The organism is Amycolatopsis sp. NPDC051758 (assembly GCF_044453095.1).
In the GTDB taxonomy this organism is placed as follows: Bacteria; Actinomycetota; Actinomycetes; order Mycobacteriales; family Pseudonocardiaceae; genus Amycolatopsis.
Genome location: NZ_JBITCJ010000001.1, coordinates 904429 through 922314, shown reverse-complemented (window position 1 = coordinate 922314; position 17886 = coordinate 904429). Strand labels below are relative to the sequence as shown.

At 71.3% G+C, this 17886-nt stretch carries 21 protein-coding genes; 12 read left to right on the top strand and 9 right to left on the bottom strand.

The window, feature by feature from the left end; all coding sequences use genetic code 11:
* Positions 1-81: 81 nt before the first annotated feature.
* Positions 82-660: a peptide deformylase gene (locus ACIA5G_RS04825; RefSeq protein ID WP_395920861.1), complete on the bottom strand. Its 579-nt coding sequence runs from the start codon at positions 658-660 to the stop codon at positions 82-84.
* A 154-nt stretch (positions 661-814) separates the two neighbouring features.
* Here ACIA5G_RS04825 and ACIA5G_RS04820 point away from each other — a divergent pair, with 154 nt between their 5' ends.
* Complete coding sequence (locus tag ACIA5G_RS04820) at positions 815-1123, top strand: DUF3263 domain-containing protein (RefSeq protein WP_003101701.1); 309 nt, start codon at positions 815-817, stop codon at positions 1121-1123.
* Complete coding sequence (locus tag ACIA5G_RS04815) at positions 1120-1743, top strand: LytR C-terminal domain-containing protein (protein ID WP_395920860.1); 624 nt, start codon at positions 1120-1122, stop codon at positions 1741-1743. The genes ACIA5G_RS04820 and ACIA5G_RS04815 overlap by 4 nt, the downstream gene beginning before the upstream one ends.
* A 52-nt stretch (positions 1744-1795) precedes the next feature.
* On the opposite strand, the gene ACIA5G_RS04810 is transcribed toward ACIA5G_RS04815, so the two are convergent.
* The gene (locus tag ACIA5G_RS04810; protein WP_395920859.1) at positions 1796-4063 is read right to left on the bottom strand and encodes an AAA family ATPase; all 2268 of its coding nucleotides are present in this window, start codon (positions 4061-4063) and stop codon (positions 1796-1798) included.
* A gap of 5 nt (positions 4064-4068) precedes the next feature.
* The gene (locus ACIA5G_RS04805) at positions 4069-4692 is read right to left on the bottom strand and encodes a nitroreductase family protein (protein ID WP_395920858.1); all 624 of its coding nucleotides are present in this window, start codon (positions 4690-4692) and stop codon (positions 4069-4071) included.
* Between the two features lie 28 nt (positions 4693-4720).
* On the opposite strand from ACIA5G_RS04805, the gene ACIA5G_RS04800 reads away from it, so the two are divergent.
* Both ACIA5G_RS04800 and ACIA5G_RS04795 read left to right on the top strand, forming a co-directional pair.
* Positions 4721-5344 carry a TetR/AcrR family transcriptional regulator C-terminal domain-containing protein gene (locus ACIA5G_RS04800; RefSeq protein ID WP_395920857.1) on the top strand — a complete coding sequence of 208 codons (624 nt, stop codon included), beginning with the start codon at positions 4721-4723 and terminating at the stop codon, positions 5342-5344.
* Between the two features lie 31 nt (positions 5345-5375).
* A complete protein-coding gene (locus tag ACIA5G_RS04795; protein WP_395920856.1) occupies positions 5376-5951 on the top strand; it encodes a hypothetical protein in 576 nt (191 codons plus the stop codon).
* Between the two features lie 293 nt (positions 5952-6244).
* Here ACIA5G_RS04795 and pssA read toward each other — a convergent pair whose 3' ends face one another.
* Together pssA and ACIA5G_RS04785 are read right to left on the bottom strand one after the other, a co-directional pair.
* On the bottom strand, positions 6245-7198 hold the full coding sequence (pssA, locus tag ACIA5G_RS04790) for a CDP-diacylglycerol--serine O-phosphatidyltransferase (RefSeq protein ID WP_395920855.1): 954 nt from the start codon (positions 7196-7198) through the stop codon (positions 6245-6247).
* A gap of 3 nt (positions 7199-7201) precedes the next feature.
* A complete protein-coding gene (locus ACIA5G_RS04785; RefSeq protein ID WP_395920854.1) occupies positions 7202-7927 on the bottom strand; it encodes a phosphatidylserine decarboxylase in 726 nt (241 codons plus the stop codon).
* A 248-nt stretch (positions 7928-8175) separates the two neighbouring features.
* Here ACIA5G_RS04785 and ACIA5G_RS04780 point away from each other — a divergent pair, with 248 nt between their 5' ends.
* Positions 8176-8403 (top strand): hypothetical protein, encoded by a 228-nt coding sequence (locus tag ACIA5G_RS04780; protein ID WP_395920853.1) that lies wholly within the window; start codon positions 8176-8178, stop codon positions 8401-8403.
* A gap of 40 nt (positions 8404-8443) precedes the next feature.
* Here ACIA5G_RS04780 and ACIA5G_RS04775 read toward each other — a convergent pair whose 3' ends face one another.
* Positions 8444-8728 (bottom strand): GlsB/YeaQ/YmgE family stress response membrane protein, encoded by a 285-nt coding sequence (locus ACIA5G_RS04775; RefSeq protein WP_395920852.1) that lies wholly within the window; start codon positions 8726-8728, stop codon positions 8444-8446.
* A 72-nt stretch (positions 8729-8800) separates the two neighbouring features.
* On the opposite strand from ACIA5G_RS04775, the gene ACIA5G_RS04770 reads away from it, so the two are divergent.
* Both ACIA5G_RS04770 and ACIA5G_RS04765 read left to right on the top strand, forming a co-directional pair.
* Positions 8801-9361 carry a helix-turn-helix domain-containing protein gene (locus tag ACIA5G_RS04770; protein ID WP_395920851.1) on the top strand — a complete coding sequence of 187 codons (561 nt, stop codon included), beginning with the start codon at positions 8801-8803 and terminating at the stop codon, positions 9359-9361.
* Complete coding sequence (locus ACIA5G_RS04765; protein ID WP_395920850.1) at positions 9358-10611, top strand: MFS transporter; 1254 nt, start codon at positions 9358-9360, stop codon at positions 10609-10611. Before ACIA5G_RS04770 ends, ACIA5G_RS04765 begins: the two co-directional genes overlap by 4 nt.
* Here ACIA5G_RS04765 and glp read toward each other — a convergent pair.
* On the bottom strand, positions 10565-11758 hold the full coding sequence (gene glp, locus ACIA5G_RS04760; RefSeq protein WP_395920849.1) for a gephyrin-like molybdotransferase Glp: 1194 nt from the start codon (positions 11756-11758) through the stop codon (positions 10565-10567). The two genes, ACIA5G_RS04765 and glp, sit on opposite strands and share 47 nt — an antisense overlap.
* Before the next feature lie 73 nt (positions 11759-11831).
* Here glp and ACIA5G_RS04755 point away from each other — a divergent pair, with 73 nt between their 5' ends.
* From ACIA5G_RS04755 to groL, 5 genes are all read left to right on the top strand, one after another.
* Complete coding sequence (locus ACIA5G_RS04755; RefSeq protein WP_395920848.1) at positions 11832-12509, top strand: TIGR00266 family protein; 678 nt, start codon at positions 11832-11834, stop codon at positions 12507-12509.
* Positions 12509-13132 (top strand): AIM24 family protein, encoded by a 624-nt coding sequence (locus tag ACIA5G_RS04750; protein ID WP_395920847.1) that lies wholly within the window; start codon positions 12509-12511, stop codon positions 13130-13132. The genes ACIA5G_RS04755 and ACIA5G_RS04750 overlap by 1 nt, the downstream gene beginning before the upstream one ends.
* Before the next feature lie 112 nt (positions 13133-13244).
* Entirely contained in the window at positions 13245-13451 is a 207-nt protein-coding gene (locus ACIA5G_RS04745; RefSeq protein ID WP_395920846.1) for a cold-shock protein, read from the top strand.
* A 66-nt stretch (positions 13452-13517) separates the two neighbouring features.
* Entirely contained in the window at positions 13518-15014 is a 1497-nt protein-coding gene (locus ACIA5G_RS04740) for a serine/threonine-protein kinase (RefSeq protein ID WP_395920845.1), read from the top strand.
* A 257-nt stretch (positions 15015-15271) separates the two neighbouring features.
* Positions 15272-16900 (top strand): chaperonin GroEL, encoded by a 1629-nt coding sequence (gene groL / locus ACIA5G_RS04735; protein WP_395920844.1) that lies wholly within the window; start codon positions 15272-15274, stop codon positions 16898-16900.
* A gap of 58 nt (positions 16901-16958) precedes the next feature.
* On the opposite strand, the gene ACIA5G_RS04730 is transcribed toward groL, so the two are convergent.
* A complete protein-coding gene (locus tag ACIA5G_RS04730) occupies positions 16959-17282 on the bottom strand; it encodes a hypothetical protein (protein WP_395920843.1) in 324 nt (107 codons plus the stop codon).
* A gap of 170 nt (positions 17283-17452) precedes the next feature.
* Positions 17453-17668, bottom strand: coding sequence for a PspC domain-containing protein (locus tag ACIA5G_RS04725; protein ID WP_395920842.1), 216 nt, complete (start codon positions 17666-17668; stop codon positions 17453-17455).
* Positions 17669-17886: the final 218 nt, after the last annotated feature.

Below are 17886 nucleotides of genomic sequence, written 5' to 3'. Positions count from 1 at the left end.
GTTGGGTGCATCTGACGCACCGAACGCCACATTGGGTGCGTTGGACGCACCCAACGCCACATTGGGGCGCTCGGGGCCCGGTCAGATGACGGCGCCGTCGTCCTCGGGGGTGCGCGGCGGCAGCCACGACAGGCCGGGGACGCCCCACTTGTTCGACTTCAGCATCTTCTTCGCGGCACGCGCGTGCCGGCCGACCAGGCGGTCGAGGTAGATGTACCCGTCCAGGTGGTCGGTCTCGTGCTGCAGGCAGCGCGCGAAGTAGCCGGTGCCCTCGACCTCGATCGGGTTGCCCTCGACGTCGAAGCCGGTCACCTTCGCCCACTTCGCGCGGCCCGTCGGGTACGACTCGCCGGGCGCCGACAGGCAGCCCTCCCAGTCGTCGTCCGGGTCCGGCATGGTCTCCGGGATCTCCGACGTCTCGAGCTTCGGGTTGACGACGAGGCCCTTGTGCCGCACGCCCTCGTCGTCCGGGCAGTCGTAGACGAACACCCGCAGGTCGAGGCCGATCTGGTTGGCCGCGAGGCCGACGCCCTCGGCGGCGTACATCGTTTCGAACATGTCCTCGGTGAGCGTGCGCAGTTCCGCGTCGAACTCGGTGATCTCCCGAGTCGGTTGGTGCAGCACGGGCTCGCCCGCGATGACGATGGCGTGGATGGTCACGACCGCGCAGTTTAGTCGGACCCTTCTGGTAGACCTGCACCAGACCGTGACGCGCCGACGCGGATGCCCACGTCGGCGGGCGCTTCCGTGGTTGAATGACGCCCGCGGAAGAGCTAGTTCTGATTCGCCATACGCCCGATTGAGAGGGACCCGGATGGACGCCGCGGAGTCGATGGCTGAGCCGCAGCCGTCGCCGCCGAAGCCCGTGCCCGGCCTGACCGAACGCGAGGTCGAGATCCTCGCCTTCGAGCGTCAGTGGTGGCGTCACGCCGGGGCGAAGGAGAACGCCATCCGCGAGCGCTTCGACCTGTCGGCCACGCGCTACTACCAGCTGCTCAACAAGCTGCTGGAGAAGCCGGAGGCGATCGAAGCCGATCCGATGCTGGTGAAGCGGCTGCGCAAGACGCGCGCCGCCCGGCAGCGCAAACGTGGTGCCCGGCGACTGGGGATCGAACTGAAATGAGCGTGTTTTCGGGCATGTCCCGGCCGATGAAGGCCGCGGGCGTCGCGCTGGTCGGGGTGGCGATCATCGCCGCCGTGATCGGCGGGATCTCCGCGCTGAGCGGGGGAGACGGGTCCAACGAGGCCGGGCCGAGCGGCACGGCCACACAGCCCGGCACCTCGGGCGGCACCAGCCAGCCGCCGACCTCGCCGTCGTCACCGCCGCCGTCCTCCACTTCGACGAACCCGTCGCCGACCCCGCCGTCGCCGACCACCCCGCCCCCGGGGCAGCCGACGTCCGGCCAGCCCGGGCAGCCGGGTGGTGACCAGCAGGCGGGCAACAAGTGGGTGACCGTCCGGGTTTTCAACAACTCCCTGATCAAGGACCTCGCCGAGCGGGCCGCGGCAGACTTCCGCGGTAGCGGCTGGACCGTCAACGAGGTCGGCAACTACTCGCAGGGCACGATCCCGGTGACCACGGCGTTCTACCGCCCGGGCACCGACGAGGAAGCCGCGGCGAAGCAGCTCGCGCAGGAGTTCGGGATCAAGGCCGAGCCCCGCTTCCCCGGGATAGCCGGCGCGAGCCCGGGCGTGATCATCATCGTGACGAAGGAATACGAGTCGGGCCACAAGGGCAGCTGACGATCTTCCCTCGAAGGGGCGTCACCCACGGGGTGGCGCCCCTTCGGGCGTTTCAGTCGCCGGCCTGGGCGTGCGCGTAGGCCTCCAGCGCCGCCAGCTGGCCCGGATCCAGGCTCGGGCGGACCGTCTTCCTCGCCGCGTCCAGGTGCGCCGCCGTGACTTCGCGGGCTTCCAGGGACTCGCGCATCGCCGTCAGCGCCGCTTCGCGGATCAGCGCCGCGCAGTCGGCCGCCGAGTAACCGTCCAGAGTGGACGCCACCTCGGCGAGGTCCACATCGGCGGCCAGCGGCGTGTTCTTCGAGCTCGCCGTCAGGATCGCAGCGCGGGCCTCGGCGTCCGGCGGCGGCACGTAGACGCGGCGCTCGAGCCGGCCCGGGCGCAGCAGCGCCGGGTCGACCAGCTCCGGGCGGTTCGTCGCGCCCAGGACGACGACCTCGCGCATCGGCTCGACGCCGTCGAGCTCGGTCAGCAGGGCCGCGACCACCCGATCGGCGACCCCCGAGTCCGACGACTGCCCGCGGCGCGGGGCCAGCGCGTCGATCTCGTCCAGGAAGATCAGGGACGGCGCGGCCTCCGCGGCGCGGCGGAACAGCTCCCGCACCGCGCGTTCCGACTCGCCGACCCACTTGTCCATCAGCTCGGCGCCCTTGACCGCGAACACGTTCAGCGCGCCGGTGCCGGCCAGCGCCCGCACCAGGAACGTCTTGCCACCACCGGGCGGCCCGTAGAGCAGCACCCCGCGCGGCGGTTCGACACCGAGCCGGGCGAACGAGTCCGGGTACCGCAGCGGCCACAGCACGGCCTCGGTGAGCGACTGCTTGACGTCGACCATGTTCCCGACGTCGTCCAGGGTCAGCCCGCCGGTGGCCAGGTTGTCCGAAGTGGACATCGACACCGGCCGCACGGTGGCCAGCGCGTCCAGCAGGTCCTGCTGGGAGATCCGCGGCTCGTCCTCGTCACGCTGGCGCAGCGCCGCTCGCAGCGCCGCGTCCCGCCGCAGGGCGATCAGGTCGGCCGCGACGAACCCCGGCGTCTTCTCGGCGAGCACACCGCAGTCGATGCCCGAGTCGAGCGGGACGTCGCGGAGCAGCACGTTCAGCAGCTCGCGACGGGTCTTCGCGTCCGGCAGCGCCAGGCCGAGCTCACGGTCCAGCAGGTCGGCGGCGCGCAGCCGCGGGTCGGCCGACTCCGCACGGGCCGTCGTCGCGACCACGGCGAACCGCTCCCGGCGCAGGGCCGCCCGCAGCTCTTCCAGCACCACCGTGGCCACCGGCGGCGGGGTCGCCGCGGGCAGCAGCGCGTCGACGTCGGTGAGCAGCAGCACCGCGGGCTCTTCGGCCGCGCGGATCGCTTCGCGCAGGCGCGCGACCGCGACGTTCGGGTCCAGCACCGCGAGGTTCGGCGCGGCCAGCGGCACCACGCGGATGTTCGCGTCACTCGCCACCGACCGCACCAGCGTCGCCTTGCCGACGCCTTCGGGGCCGGACAGCAGCACGCCGAGGTGGGCGGGCGCGCCCAGCCGGGCCAGCAGCTCGGGACGGTGGAACGCCAGGTCGAACCACTCGGCGAGCTTGCGCGCGGCGGCTTCGGCGCCGATCAGGTCGGCCAGCGGCACGGCCGGTTCGGCGGCTTCCTCGACCGCCACCTCGTCTTCGACGATCTCCGCGTCGATCCACTCCTCGGCCGCGGTCACGGCGGAGGTGCGCACGAGCGCGGTCGCCGTGCGGGGCGTGGCGGGCTCGGCCGCGGGGCGGGCGCCGTCACGCCAGACGACCACAGTGGACGGTCCGACGGCCACGGTGCCGGCCGGCTCGGCCGCGGTGACGGTGAGCAGCTCGTTCGTCCAGGTCGCGCCGATCGCGCGGGACAGCTGGCCGCGCAGGCCGGCGGGGTCGGACCCCGGCTGCGGCGCGAGGTCCTGCGGCAGCAGGGAAACGGCGTCGCCGACGGTCACCACCTTGCCGATCAGCGCGAGCCGCAGCACGTGCGGGCTGACCGAGACGCTGGCCAGCCGCGAGCCCGCGACGGTCACCGTCTTCGCCGCCGCGACCTCGGCCGGCGCGACCACGACCTCGGAGCCCTCGGTGACCCCGAGGTTGGACATCGTGACGTCGTCGGTGAGCAGCACCCCCGGCATGCCGGTCTCGTCGGCGGGCGCGGCGAGGGCGGCGCTGACGCGGGCGCCGGTGAGGTGCACGGCGTCCCAGGCCCGCAGGCCCAGCGCGTCGAGCACTTCGGGGTGCAGGCGGACGACACCGCGGCGGGTGTCCAGCGCGGACGGCGTGTGCCGCACGGTCAGCGTGATCTGGGGGTGGCTCACGCCGTTCACCCTAGCGATGCGGAGCGCTCCCAGGCGTCGAAGTAGGTGATGTCCCGGACCGCCGGCCGCACGGCGGGGCGGAAGTCGCGCTGGGTGGTGTGGGCGACGGCGAGCAGGCTGATCTGCAGGACGTCGCCGGGGATGCCGAGCAGGGCGGCGACGTCGGCTTCGTGGTCCTGCAGGTGGTAACCGCAGATCGAGCTGCCGAGGCCCCGGTCGCGCAGCGCGAGCTGGAAGCTCCAGATCGCCGGGTACGCGGAGCCGAAGTACGCGGATTGCGTGAAGGCGTCCGCCGGCGGGCGGCCGATCATGCAGGGGATCGCCAGCACGGGCATCCGTTCGAGGTTCCGGACGAGGTGCTGGGCGGACTTGAGGGCCCGCTCCTCGACGAGGTGGCCGTACTTCTCCCACGCCGCTTCGGCGGTTTCGCGGTTGTACGCGGCGATCTGGGCTTTCTTGTGGGGATCGCGGACGAGCAGCCAGCGGAACTGGGCGGCCATGCTGCCCGCCGTCGGCGCCTGCTGGGCGATCTTCAGGCAGTCGTCCAGGACTTCTTGGGGCACGTCGCGGTCGAGGTCCAGCTTGCGGCGGACCGATCGGGTGGTGGTGAGCACGGTTTCGGCGTCCATACTTACAGTGTATGCGTACACTGTAAGTATGGTCTTGAACCGTGAGAAAGTCCTGGACGCGGCCCTGCGCCTGGCCGACGAGCAGGGTCTCGCCGCGCTGTCGATGCGCAAGGTCGCGGCGGCGGCCGGCGTCGAGGCGATGTCGCTCTACAACCACGTCTCGAACAAGGGTGATCTGCTGGACGGGCTCACCGCGCGCGTCTTCGAGGAGGTTTCTCTTCCTGATCCCGCGTTGCCGTGGGATTCGCGGGTGCGGCTGCTGGCCTCCGGGTTGCACGCGAGTTTCACCCGGCACCCCGTGGTGGTCCGGGCCTTGGCGGCGCAGGACGCGAACCCGCGGTCGGCGGGGGCGTTGCGGGTGATCGACGCGCTGCTGCACGCGTTGCTGGACGCGGGGCTTTCCGAGGAGGCCGCGGCGCGGAGCTACCGGTCGTTGCTGGGGATGCTGTTCGGCTCGGTGCTCACCGGGACGGTCGGCACCGGGACCCGCGCCGAGCGGGCCGAGCCGGTGGTCGTGTACTTCCACCGGATGGTGACGTCGTCGGAGCTGCCGAGCCTGCGGCGGGTGCTGCCCGCGCTGGAGTCCGGCGACTGCGTCCAGGACTTCGAATACCAGCTCGAACTGCTGATCGGCGGCTTGCGGCGCGGATAGACTGGACGTTCCGGCGCTACGGGGGTCCGCGATGGCCAGTGTTCTGTCGGCGATCATCGCGGCGGCGGTCGCGTCACTCGTGGCCCTGCTGAGCCACTGGCAGTGGCGGCGGCAGCGGGCCGCCACGGCGGCCGAGCACTACCGCGCCGAGCGTGCCGAGGCCCTGAAGGAACTCTGGTCCGTGCTGAACGAGCACACGACCGCGGCACGGATCGCCGAGCTGGGGCCGGAGGAGTTCTACCGGCACCTGCAGGAGCTCAACTTCTTCCTCATCCGCCGGTCGCCGTTCCTCACCGAGCAGGAGAAGGACCTCGCCCGGCTGTACCTCGAAGGCATCTGCGCGTTCCGCATCCGCGTCGAGCGGTCCCGAAACGATGCCGCGCGGAAGGCGATGATCACGACCGGCAAGCTCGGCCGCGTCGGCGAGCTCATCGGCGCCGTCGAAGCGGGGCAGCTCGTGCAGGACCTCGAGGACCGGTTCGCCGCGCACATCGGCGCGGCCATGCGCGGCGGCACGAGCGACCCCGACGTCACCGAGCTGCGGTCCCGGCTGACGGCCGCGAAGTTCGTCCTCGGCCCGGCCGACGAGGAAGCCGCACCCGCCTGATGCCCCGCCAAACACGCGTGATGCCCGGCTGAGCACGCGTGATGCCCCGCTGAGCACGCGTGATGCCGCCCGGATCACGGGTGATCGCCGTACCGGAACGGCGAACTCGCGTACCCAGACGGACGACTCGCGTGCCTGGAGGGTCGACTCGCGTGCCTGGAGGGTCGGCTCGCGTGATCCGGGGCGTATCTCGCGTGATCAGCGGGCGATCTCGCGTGATTGGGGGCGTAACTCGCGTGTCTGGAGGGGTATCTCGCGTGATTGGCGGGGTATCTCGTGTGTCTGGTGGGGCTTTACTTGCGGCGGAGGCCGATTTGGCGCCATGAGCGGCGGCGCGGGCCCTGGCCGTTTTCGCTGCCTCGGGGGGTGCGGACCGTTTCGCCGTTGCGCGGCAGGCGGACCGCGCGCATCGCCGCGCCCGCGACGCGACGACGCAGCGGGGGACGCAGGCCGAGGCGGCGCTGGGACCGGGCCCGGCGGATCGCGCGGCGCTCGCGCGGCGGGACCGTCCAGGCCTCGGGGTGCGCGGCCAGCCAGCGGTGGCGGTAGACCGAGTACGGGATGTGCGCCAGGTACAGGATCATCGCCACGAGCAGCGCGACCAGCGGGAACTGGATGATCGCCGCCGCCAGGAGGGCGACGCCGATCAGCAGCGGAGCGATCGCCTTGGCCGGGGCCTTGACCGTCTTCAGCGACAGCGTCGGGATGCGGCTGATCAGCAGCGCCGCGATCGCGATCGTCCACGCCCACACGACCCACTGCGACGACCACCAGCCGCCGCCCCACTGCAGCCAGGCCACCAGCGGCAGCATGGCGAGCAGGCCGCCCGCGGGCGCCGGGACGCCGACGAAGAACTCACCCGCGTACGCCGGCTGCTCGGTGTCGTCCAGCAGCGTGTTGAACCGGGCCAGCCGCAGGATCATGCAGACGGCGAAGATCAGCGACGCCACCCAGCCGATCCGGTCCGCGCCGGTCTGCCACACGTAGATGACGAGCGCCGGCGCGACGCCGAACGAGATGCCGTCGGACAGCGAGTCCAGCTCCGCGCCCATCTTCGACGTCGCGTCGAGGAGGCGGGCGATCCGGCCGTCCAGGCTGTCGAGCACCGCCGCGATGCCGATCGAAGCGATCGCCATCGCGAAGTTCTTCGTCAGCGCGAACTGCACGGCCGACAGGCCCGCGCACAGCGCGAGGACGGTGATGGCGTTCGGGAGCAGGCGGACGCCGGGGGTGGTCACGCGGACCATCGATCAGCCCTTCGCAGGCGAAGCAGGGAGTTCCGCGATCACCGTCTCGCCGCCGACCGTGCGCTGGCCCTTGGCGACCAGCACCCGCGAGCCCGGCGGGAGGTAGAGGTCGACCCGCGAGCCGAAGCGGATGATGCCGTACGTCGAAGCGGCGCCGACCTTGTCACCCTCGCGGATCTCGCACAGGATGCGGCGCGCGACCAGCCCGGCGATCTGCACGACGACGAGCTCGTGGCCGTCTTCGGTGCGCATCAGCACGGAGTTGCGTTCGTTGTCCTCGCTGGCCTTGTCCAGGTCGGCGGAGAGGAACTTGCCCGGCCGGTAGGCGACGCGCTCGATCACGCCGTTCGCCGGCACGCGCTGGACGTGCACGTCGAACACCGAGAGGAACACCGACACGCGCATCCGCGGCACGGCCGGCAGGCCGAGTTCGGCGGGCGGGACGGCTTCCTCGATCAGCGACACGAGACCGTCGGCCGAGGCGAGCGCGACGCCGTCACGCGGCGGCGGGACCCGCTTCGGCTCGCGGAAGAACGCGGCCATGGCCACCGTCGTCAGCGCGCCCAGGACGCCGAGGCGCTTGGAGAACCGGCGGGCGACCAGCGTCGCGACCGCGCCGCCCACCACGAACGGGCGACCGGCCGGGTGCATCGGCGGCAGCGTCTCGCGGGCCAGCTGGAGAGCGTGGGCGACGGGATTGCCGGCGGATTCCGGCCGGGTGCCGCTCATGGTCGGGTCCCCTGGTTTCGTGTCGGAAGAACGGATCGGCGCCGGGGTCCGGCCGCCGCGTACGGGCGCCACCACGCTACCGCTGCCCCAGGTGAGGGTGTCCGTGCGCCCCTGGGTGGCTCCTCCGCGAGGGTGTCCCCACGGCGGGTGGGAACGACCACATCCCGGTAACGGATCGTCGAATTCATCGACAACTCTAAGTAGTTGACGCCGTTCGGGGCGCTGCCGCCGGACCGGGAGGGGGACCGATGACCGACCACCGCGATCCTGTCGACGCTCGCCTCGCCGAGTTGTTCGGCGCGTGGCGCGCGGAGATCGACGAGGTGCCGTTGCCGTCCTTGGTGGATCCGCTGCGCGCGGTCGACGTCGTCATCGAAGCGACAGCCGGCTTCGGAAAAGGGGGAGGCCGGGTGCATGCGCCCCCCGACGGCGCAGGCACCCGGCCACCGGGTGTTGCGCGTGAGGACACATTTTAACGGCTGGGACGCCGTTGATCACGGATCACCGAAGCAAAAGTTACAAACGGTCACTCGGACGACGGCCGAGACCGCTCACGAGCCGCAGGATCGCCAGCAGCACGACCGCCCCGAGGATGGCCACGCCGAAGCTGGGGAAGTCGAATTCGAACGTCTTCGCCTGGCCCGTGGCGAGCCGGTAGACGAGTCCGCCGAGGGCCGCGCCGACCACCCCGACCAGCACGCTGACCAGGCAGCCCTGCCGGCGCCGGTCCCGGCCGCCGACCACGAGGTTCGCGGCCCAGCCGACGATCGCGCCGAAGATCACCCATGCGACGAAACCCATGACGGGAGCTTACGCGAGCAGTTGTACAAGAGTCATTGCGCAACAACTCTTGTGCAACTAGTCTTGTGCGTCATGAGCGACGACATCCGGGAGATCCACGATTCGAAGGTGCTGGCGGCCATGTCCCACCAGCTGCGCCGCCGGCTCCTGGAGCTGCTCCACCTCGACGGCCCCGCGACGGCGTCGATGCTCGCGGCGAAGACCGAGCAGGCGGTGGGCAACGTCAGCCACCACATGAAGGTGCTGGCCGCCGCGAAGCTGGTCGAGGTGGCCCCGGAACTGGCTCGTGACCAGCGGGAACGCTGGTGGAAGCGCAGCGCGAAGACACTGCGGTGGGCTGCCGGCGACTTCCCCGGCGACCCGGTCGCCGAAGCCGCCGAGGTGCTCGTGCTCGACCACCAGGTCGCGATCGCCCGCGACTGGATCGCCAACCGGGAGAACTACCCCGAGGAGTGGCGCGGCGCGCCGTTCAGCATCGACACCTGGGTGCGGCTGTCCAAGGACGAGCTCGACGAGCTCAACGAGCGGATCTTTCTGCTGATCGGCGAGTTCGAGAACCGCACCGAACCCGGGGACGGCATCGAGCGGCGTCCCGTCTTCTTCGCCGCGCGAGCATCGCTGGGCAAGCCGTGAAGGGGCTCTGGGGGAACAGGGACTTCCGGCTGCTCTGGACCGGCGAGACCACGAGCATGCTCGGCAGCATGGTCGCGAGCACGGCGTTGCCGCTGGTCGCGGTGGTCACGCTACAGGCGAGCACCTTCGAGATCGCGCTGCTGACGGCGGTCGCCTGGCTGCCGTGGCTGGTCGTCGGCCTGCCCGCCGGCGCCTGGGTCGACCGGCTGCCGAAGCGGCCGGTGATGCTGGCCTGCAACACGGTGTCGATGGCGGTGTTCGGCAGTGTCCCGCTCGCGGCGGCCTTCGGGGTGCTGTCCATGCCGTACCTGCTGGCCGCCGCCCTGCTCGGCGGGGTCGCGAAGGTGTTCTTCACCCTCGCTTACCGCGCGTACCTCCCGGCGCTGGTGAGACCGGACGAGCTGCTGGCGGCCAACGCCAAGCTGCAGGGCAGCGAGTCCGCGACCCAGGTCGGCGGGCCGGGCCTGGCCGGGTTGCTGGCGCAGGCGTTCGGCCCGGTCAGCGGGGTCCTCGCGGACGCCGTCAGCTTCGGCGTCTCCGTGCTGTGCGTCCGGGCGATCAAGGTGCGCGAAGCCGTGGTCCCGGTCGAGCGCACGCCGTTGCGCAGCCAGATCGCCGAGGGCCTGCGGTTCGTGCTGCAGGACCGCTACCTGCGCACGCTCATGACGTTCGGCGCCGTCTCGAACCTCGCCCTCACCGGGTACCAGGCCATCCACATCGTCTTCCTGTCCCGGACGCTCGGCGCCGCCCCCGGCCTGGTCGGGCTGGTCCTGGCGGTGGCCGCGTCCGGCGGCGTCCTCGGCGCGGCGCTGGCCGGCCGGCTCGGCGCGCGGTTCGGCACCGCACGCGCGTTCCTGCTGTGCGAGGTCTTCGCGGCGCCGATGCTGCTGCTCGGCCCGCTGAGCGGCCCGGGCTGGGGACTCGCGCTGTTCGTGCTCGCGGAGTTCGGCGTCTGCGCCGGCGTCGTCGCCTCGAACGTGCTGACCACGACGTTCCGCCAGCAGTACAGCCCGCCCGAGCTGTTCAGCCGGATCAACTCGAGCGCGTCGATCGTCAACTACGGCACGATCCCGTTGGCCGGTGTCCTCGGCGGGGTGCTGGGCGAGGTGATCGGCGTCCGCGAGACGCTCTGGGTGATGTCCGGCGTGCTGATCGTCGCGCTCGGGATGCTCGCGCCGCTGGTGAAGGAGCGCGACTTCCCGGTCACAGCAGCAGCACGTCCACTTCGTCGCCTTCCGCTGCCGACGTGACGTCCTCCGGCAGCACGATCAGGCAGTTGGCCTGGGTGAACGCCGCGAGCAGGTGCGAGCCCGGCCCGCCGCGCGGCCCGACGATCCCGGTGACCTCGCGGTCGGACGGCGTGAACACCCCGCGGCGGTACTGGCGGCGGCCGCCGGGTGAGGACATCGCCTCGGTCAGCCGGGCCCGCACGCGCCGGCGCGAGACGTCGGTGTGGCCCAGCGCCGTCAGGATCGCCGGGCGCAGGAACGCCTCGAACGACACGAGCACGCTCACCGGGTTGCCGGGCAGGGTCACCACCGGCACGCCCTGCCAGCGGCCGTAGCCTTGCGGCCCGCCCGGCTGCATCGCGATCTTCGCGAACTCGACACCCTGGCCGGTCAGCGCGTCCTTCACCACTTCGTACGCGCCCGCGCTGACGCCGCCGGAGGTGACCAGCAGGTCGGCGCCGGCCAGCTTCGGCTCGATGACCTTGCGGAACTCCTCGACGTCGTCGACCACACTGCGGACGACGTCGACCTGGCAGCCGAGGCCGCGGATCGCCGCGGCGAGCATCACGCTGTTGGACTCGTAGATCTGGCCGTGCCGCAGCGGCGCCGGCGCGTCGATCAGCTCGGTGCCGGTCGAGGCGACCACCACCCGCAGCGGCCGGTGCACCAGCACCTCGGCGAGCCCGACCGCGGCGGCCAGGCCCAGCTGGGAGTGCCCGAGCACGGTCCCGGCGTGCAGCGCGACGCTGTCTTCGAGGACGTCCTCGCCGGCGTGCCGGATGTGCGCGCCTTCGGTGGCGACGGCGGAGATCGTCACGGTCTCGGTGCCGCCGTCGGTGTCTTCGACCATCACGACGGCGTCCGCGCCGGGCGGCAGCGGCGCCCCGGTCATGATCCGGTGCGCCGTGCCCGGTTCGAGCGGCTGGACGTCGACCCGGCCCGCGGGGATGTCGTCGGCGACCGGCAGGGTCACCGGCGCTTCGGCGACGTCCGCCGCGCGGACCGCGTAACCGTCCATCGCGGAGTTGTCGAAGGGCGGGAGGGAGACGCCGGCCCGGACGTCTTCGGCGAGCACGAGGCCGGCCGCTTCGGCGAGGGGCAGGGCGGTCGCGGGGGAGCTGCCCAGGAGCGCGGCAACGCGGTCGCGGTAGTCGTCGACGGAGATCACCGGACCATCCTCCACCCCGCCGGGGCTCGTGCAAGACTCTGCGTCGTCCGGAGCACGCCATCGGGGAGTACGCATGCAGGTCCGAGTCCGTCAACAGCCTTCGTTCGCCGTCGCCAGGATGATGCTGGCGCCCGGTGAGCCGTGCCAGGTCGAGTCCGGCGCGATGATGGCCACCAGCTACGGCGTGCAGGTCCAGTCCCAGGCGCAGGGCGGGATCATGAAGGGCCTCGGGCGCGCGTTCCTCTCCGGCGAGTCCTTCTTCATCTCCACCTTCACCGCGCCGCCCAACGGCGGCTGGGTCGACGTCGCGGCCAACCTGCCCGGCGACATCCAGGTGATCCAGCTCGACGGCCGCACCGGCTGGGCCGTCACCCGCGGCTGCTGGCTCGCGTCGTCGCACGGGGTGCAGACGGAGACCAAGTGGGGCGGGATGAAGAACCTCATGGGCGGCGAGGGCGGTTTCCTCACGCACGCCACCGGGCAGGGCGAGCTGCTCGTCAGCTGTTACGGCGCCGTCGAGACCATCACCCTGCAGCCGGGCGAGACGGTCACCATCGACACCGGGCACGTCGTCGCGTACGCCGACACCGTGCAGTACCAGATCCGGAAGGTCGCCACCGGCGTCATCCAATCCATGAAGAGCGGCGAAGGCCTCGTGTTCGACTTCGCCGGTCCCGGCCAGATCATGACGCAGACGCGCAACCCGTCCGCGCTGATCAGCTGGATCATCTCCCACGTGCCGTCCCGCTGATGCGCGTCCAGACCCGGCACACCCCCGCCTTCGGCGTCGCCCGCGTCCTGCTCGACCCGGGCGAGGCGGTGCAGGCCGCGCCCGAAACGCTGCTCGCCAGCCGGTTCGGCGTCACCGAGACTTCGTCCGGCCGCGGTGGCGCCCGCGCGGGCAAGACCACGTTCGCCGTCTACACCGCGCCGTCCGACGGCGGTTGGATCGATTTCGCGCCGCTGCGCCCCGGCGACGTCTACCCGCTGGAGCTGGGCGGCGGCACGGGCTGGTCGGTGCACCGCGACGCGGTGCTGGTGCGGCCCTCGGTCGTCCGGCACGACCCGGGCTGGGCGCCGTTGCAGCAGCTCTTCGGCGCCGATTCGGGATTCCTCGAGCACTACAGCGGAAACGGGCCGCTCGTGCTGGCCGCGCCCGGCCCGGTGGACGCGTTCGAGCTCGGCCAGGGCGAGGTGGTCACGGTGCGGCCGGACTACCTGCTGGCCTACCCGGACACCGTGCAGTGCCGGCTGCGGGCGCTCGACCCGGGCGGTGCGCAATCGTTGCGCACGGGGGAAGGGCTCGCGGTCGACTTCGCGGGTCCCGGGACGGTGCTCGTGCAGGCGCGTAACCGGCGCCTTTCGGCGACGTGATCTTCGGACGAATTGCCCATTGCCGAGGGGAATAATTCCGGTAGCGTTATTGGGACTCGCACCGTTGGCATCCGCTCGGGCCAGCGGATCCTTTGTGCTGAGGGAGGGCGCCGTGGCTGTCGGCACCGTCAAATGGTTCAACTCGGAAAAGGGCTACGGGTTCATCGAATCCACCGAAGGTCCTGACGTGTTCGTCCACTATTCCGCCATTCAGGCTGACGGATTCCGCACTTTGGACGAAGGCGACCGGGTCGAGTTCGAAGTCCAGTCCGGCCGGGACGGGCGGAGCCAGGCAGCCGACGTGAAGAAGGTCTCGTAACGACACGGATCACCCGATTGGCGAACCCCCGGCAGCCGCCGAACCAGGGACGTTAGGCTGCCGGGCGTGACAGGCGATGTGTCGGGGGACCTCACCGGTCGCCGGCTGGGCAACTACCGCATCGACGGAGTGCTCGGCAAGGGCGGCATGAGTGTGACCTACAAGGCCACGGATGTGCGGCTGGGCCGCAAGGTGGCCCTGAAGGTCATCGGTGACCACCTCGGGGCGGACGCCGAGTTCCGCGAACGGTTCGTCGACGAAGCGCGCAACACCTCCGCGATCGACCACGCCAACGTCGTGCCGCTGTACGACTTCGGCGAGCTCGACGGCATGCTCTACATCGCCATGCGCATGGTCGACGGCGGTGACCTCGCCGGGTTGATCTCGGCGGGCCCGATCGCGCCCGCGCGCACGCTGACCATGCTCGACCAGGTCGCGGACGCCCTCGACACGCTGCACAACCGTGGTCTGGTCCACCTGGACGTCAAGCCGGCCAACGTGCTCGTGACGAAGAAGGAGACGTCGCGCGAACACGTGTACGTCGCCGACTTCGGGCTGACGCGCCGCGGCGCGACCGGCCACCGCACCCGCGGCGGCGACTTCCTCGGCTCGCCGACGTACGCGGCGCCCGAGCACCTGCGCGGGGAGCCGCTGGACGGGCGCACCGACCAGTACGCGCTCACGTGCGTCCTCTACGCCTGCCTCACCGGCAGCCCGCCGTTCAAGGGTGACGTGCCGACGGTGATCAAGGGTCACCTCAACGGCGAGCCGCCCGCCATCTCGCGGGCCGTCGCGCTGCCGCCGGCGATCGACGAGGTCATCCGCAAGGGCATGGCCAAGAGCCCGGCCGACCGCTACCCCAGCTGCGTCGAGATGATCGCGGCCGCGCGCCGCGCGCTCGGCGCCCAGGCCGCGTCGGACACCCCGCCCGGGCCCCCCGGCACGAATTCGGGTGGAGTTCCCGCGCCGCACCGTCCTGGTCAGGTACAACAAGGACCGCACCAGACGACGGCACCGCAGCAGGGAGAGGGGGCCCCCGTGCACCCGTACGGAGGACAGCAGCAGCCCGGTTACGGGCAGCAGCCCGGGCCGCAGGGCCCCGGTGGGCCGCCGCCACAGGGCCCGCCGCCCGGTTACGGCTACCCGCAGCAGGGTCCGCCCCAGGGGATGCCGCCGCAGGGGATGCCGCCGCAGGGCCCGCCCCCCGGTTACGGCTACCCGCAGCAACAGCAGCAGGGGATGCCCCCGCAGGGGATGCCGCCGGGTTACGGCCCGCCCGGTGACCCCATGCGCCTGCGTCCCCCGATGCCGGCCGGCGGCGCGGGCGCGTTCGAGCAGCCGAAGAGCGGCGGCGGCGCGAAGTGGATCTTCATCGTGCTCGGCGTGGTCGTGGTGGCCGGCCTGGTCGTGGGCGCGATCTTCCTGTTCGGCGGCGACGACGGCGGGGGCGGCGGCACGACGACGGCCCCGAACATCCCGGTCGGCCCCGGCGACTCGCAGAGCAACCCGACGTCCTCGCTCAACGCGCCCCCGACGTCGATCTCCATCAAGCCGAGCTCCTGAATCCGGGCGGCGCTGAGCAGGCCTTCTTGCACTCTCCCCCCGAGAGTGCTAAACACGGACTTGGCACTCGACGCCGTTGAGTGCCAGGTGCGCGGTCACCGATCGCGTGCTTGAAGGTCGGGACGGTGAGGCTGCACCCCCACTCGGGTCAGTCGTCCGTCGCGGGCACCGAGCCTGGCCGAGGAAGAGTCCTGCTGCCGCCGCTGCAAAGTCACACAGCGCGGCGGTGGCGCCCAATACCGGAGGACCACACCGCAATGGCCAAACTGATCGCGTTCGACGAGGACGCCCGCCGCGGTCTTGAGCGCGGCTTGAACATCCTCGCCGAAGCCGTCAAGGTGACCCTCGGCCCGCGGGGCCGGAACGTCGTGCTCGAGAAGAAGTGGGGCGCGCCGACCATCACCAACGACGGTGTCTCCATCGCCAAGGAGATCGAGCTCGAGGACCCGTGGGAGAAGATCGGGGCCGAGCTCGTCAAGGAGGTCGCCAAGAAGACCGACGACGTCGCGGGTGACGGCACCACCACCGCCACCGTGCTCGCGCAGGCCCTCGTCAAGGAAGGCCTCCGCAACGTCGCCGCCGGCGCCGACCCCATCAGCCTGAAGCGCGGCATCGAGGCGGCCGTCGAGGCCATCACCGAGCAGCTGCACAAGGCCGCCGTCCAGATCGAGACCAAGGAGCAGATCGCTGCTACCGCCTCGATCTCGGCCGCTGACCGCACCATCGGCGAGCTGATCGCCGAGGCGCTGGACAAGGTCGGCAAGGAAGGCGTCGTCACCGTCGAGGAGAGCAACACCTTCGGTCTCGAGCTCGAGCTCACCGAGGGCATGCGCTTCGACAAGGGCTACATCTCCGGTTACTTCGTGACCGACCCGGAGCGTCAGGAAGCCGAGCTGGAGGACCCCTACATCCTCCTCTTCGGTTCCAAGATCTCCACCGTCAAGGACGTCCTGCCGCTGCTGGAGAAGGTCATCCAGTCCGGCAAGCCGCTGCTGATCATCGCCGAGGACGTCGAGGGCGAGGCCCTGGCCACCCTCATCGTCAACAAGATGCGCGGCACCTTCAAGTCCGTCGCCGTCAAGGCCCCGGGCTTCGGTGACCGCCGCAAGGCGATCCTGCAGGACATCGCGATCCTGACCGGTGGCCAGGTCATCTCCGAGGACGTCGGCCTCAAGCTGGAGAACGCGGACCTTTCCCTGCTGGGCAAGGCTCGCAAGGCCGTCATCACCAAGGACGAGACGACCATCGTCGAGGGTGCGGGCGACGCCGACCAGATCCAGGGTCGCGTCAACCAGATCCGCGCCGAGATCGACAACTCGGACTCGGACTACGACCGCGAGAAGCTGCAGGAGCGGCTCGCGAAGCTGGCCGGCGGCGTGGCCGTCATCAAGGCCGGCGCCGCGACCGAGGTCGAGCTGAAGGAGCGCAAGCACCGCATCGAGGATGCCGTGCGCAACGCCAAGGCCGCCGTTGAAGAGGGCATCGTCGCCGGTGGTGGCGTCGCTCTCATCCAGGCTGCCGAGGCTGCCTTCGCCGGTCTGAAGCTCGAGGGCGACGAGGCCACTGGCGCCAACATCGTCAAGGTGGCCGTCGAGGCCCCGCTCAAGCAGATCGCGATCAACGCCGGCCTCGAAGGCGGCGTTGTGGTGGAGAAGGTCAAGACCCTCCCGCAGGGTCACGGCCTCAACGCCGCCACGGGTGTCTACGAGGACCTGCTCGCCGCCGGCGTGCCGGACCCGACGAAGGTCACCCGGTCCGCGCTGCAGAACGCCGCGTCCATCGCGGCGCTGTTCCTGACCACCGAGGCCGTCGTGGCGGACAAGCCGGAGAAGGCTTCGGCCGCTCCCGCCGACCCGTCCGGTGGCATGGGTGGCATGGACTTCTGAGTCCGGTCGCTTGACTGGAAAAGCCCGGTCCGCTTCGGCGGGCCGGGCTTTTCGCCGTCTACGGGCGGGTGAAGAACCAGACGGCGAAGGCGCCGACGATGACCACGCCGAGCGCGAGCACCCCGAGGCCCCCGAGCCAGGCGGTGCTCGCTTCTTCCGCTTCCAGCGCGACGACGATCGCGCCGATCCCGGTGAGCAGGATCCAGATCGCCAGCGCCGCGGCGGTGTAGAGCACGGTCTTCGTGACGCTCGTGCTGCCGGTGTCGTTGAAGGCGAGCACGAAGAAGGCGGCGAAAGCGGTGAGCCCCAGCCCGGCGACCAGGTACAGCCCGCCCAAGATCCCGACGACCACCTTCGCGGCGGTTCTGCTCCCTTGATCCACGACCGCGAACCCTAACCCCTCGAACGGGGTCCGCGAACGGCTTTTCGGCCGGTCAGCGCAGTCGCCTACGCCGAACGGCCCGGACGTCCCCTGGCGTCCGGGCCGTTCATCGGCACACCCCCGTCATCCGGCGGGCGCCCGCTCCCCCTGCGAGCCGGCGCCCGCCCGGGTCAGGAGTCCTCTTCGGGGGTCAGGATGGCGGCGGCGACGTAGATCGGGATGGCGATGCCGACCGACAGGAACACGGCGGCGACCAGGCCGATGCGCAGCACGTTGGCGTCGATGCCGAGGTAGGTGGCCCAGCCGCCGCAGACGCCGGTGAGCATCTTGTCGGACCGGCTGCGGCGGAGCTTCTTGGTTTCGGGGGTGTACACGCTGTTCGTCATGGCTCAATGGTCGCCTTTCCGGGCCCCGGTCCACATCGGGAACGGCCCGGACCCGGACCCTGAATTCGGCCTCGGGGAAAACCAGGTGCTCGGGCTGCTCCGCTGCTCCGCTGCTCCGGGCCGCCCCGTACCGCGAGTTGTCCCCAGGCAGGCCGTGATGTGGACAGATCGCCGCCTCGGCCCGACTTTTCCGGCTTTCGTCGGTGGTCGCCGGTACG